General features: G+C 58.6%; 1 pseudogene. It reads right to left on the bottom strand.

From position 1 onward, the window contains the following. Window positions 1-579: 579 nt before the first annotated feature. Window positions 580-941, bottom strand: a pseudogene (locus A3730_RS00600) (hydroxymethylglutaryl-CoA lyase); the annotation flags it as partial.

Below are 941 nucleotides of genomic sequence, written 5' to 3' on the forward strand. Positions count from 1 at the left end.
CTGTACCATCAATGTGACCAGCGTAAGTGATGGCGTGGTAGAAGGGACGTATATCGCAACCCTGGTGGCGAGGAATATGGGGCCGGTCCTGCCCAACAATGATGACGCCATTTCCTTGTCTGGCGAGTTCCGTTATCCCTACACACCCTGATAACGGGATAGACAAGCAATAAGACGCCATACAATGAAACGCCGGGCAGTGAGGTTGCCCGGCGTTTTTGATGGTGGGGGTTGGCTTTTTTGTGGTTCATTGCGGGTTTCCGGGAAAAGCTCAATTTAATCCCCTCCCGTGCTGTAAGAGCGTCGGTTATTCGCTTCGCTCTTCGGGCCGTCCTGCGGGCGTTTCTTCGTTACGCTCGGTGGCGGCGTGATCCCAGACCAGGAATAAAAGCATTTTCACTACAGAGGGCACAGGGTTCACAGAGGAAGGTGGTTTTCCTCTGTGAACCCTGTACCCCCAGCGGTAAATCAGTCTTAAACGACGTGGGTTATCGCGCCGCCAGCGACGCTCCTACGGAAGAGGGCTTTTCTGTAGACGATTCCCGCTCATCCACGATGAACCTTTTGCTGGGCGATTGATTACCACAGACAGGGCGTCTTGCCCTGTTTTTCCTGGGATTCCATCCAGCTGAGGATGCGCCCGCCCAGTGGGCGCTGGGTGGCCTCCTGTGCCAGCGCCACGGCGGCGCGTAGTTTTTCCACATCAATACCGGTCTTCAGGCCGGCACTTTCCAGCAGGTAGACCATATCTTCAGTGGCCATGTTGCCGGTGGCGCCGGGGGCAAACGGGCAGCCGCCCAGACCGCCCACCGAGGCATCGAAACGGCGCACCCCCAGATCCGCAGCGGCCCAGGCCATGGCGGCGGCCAGCCCGCGGGTGTCGTGCAGGTGCACGTAGAATTTCTCCGCCCCGAATTCGCGGATCAGCGGCGCCATGATGT

Source organism: Alcanivorax sp. HI0044, from assembly GCF_001634945.1.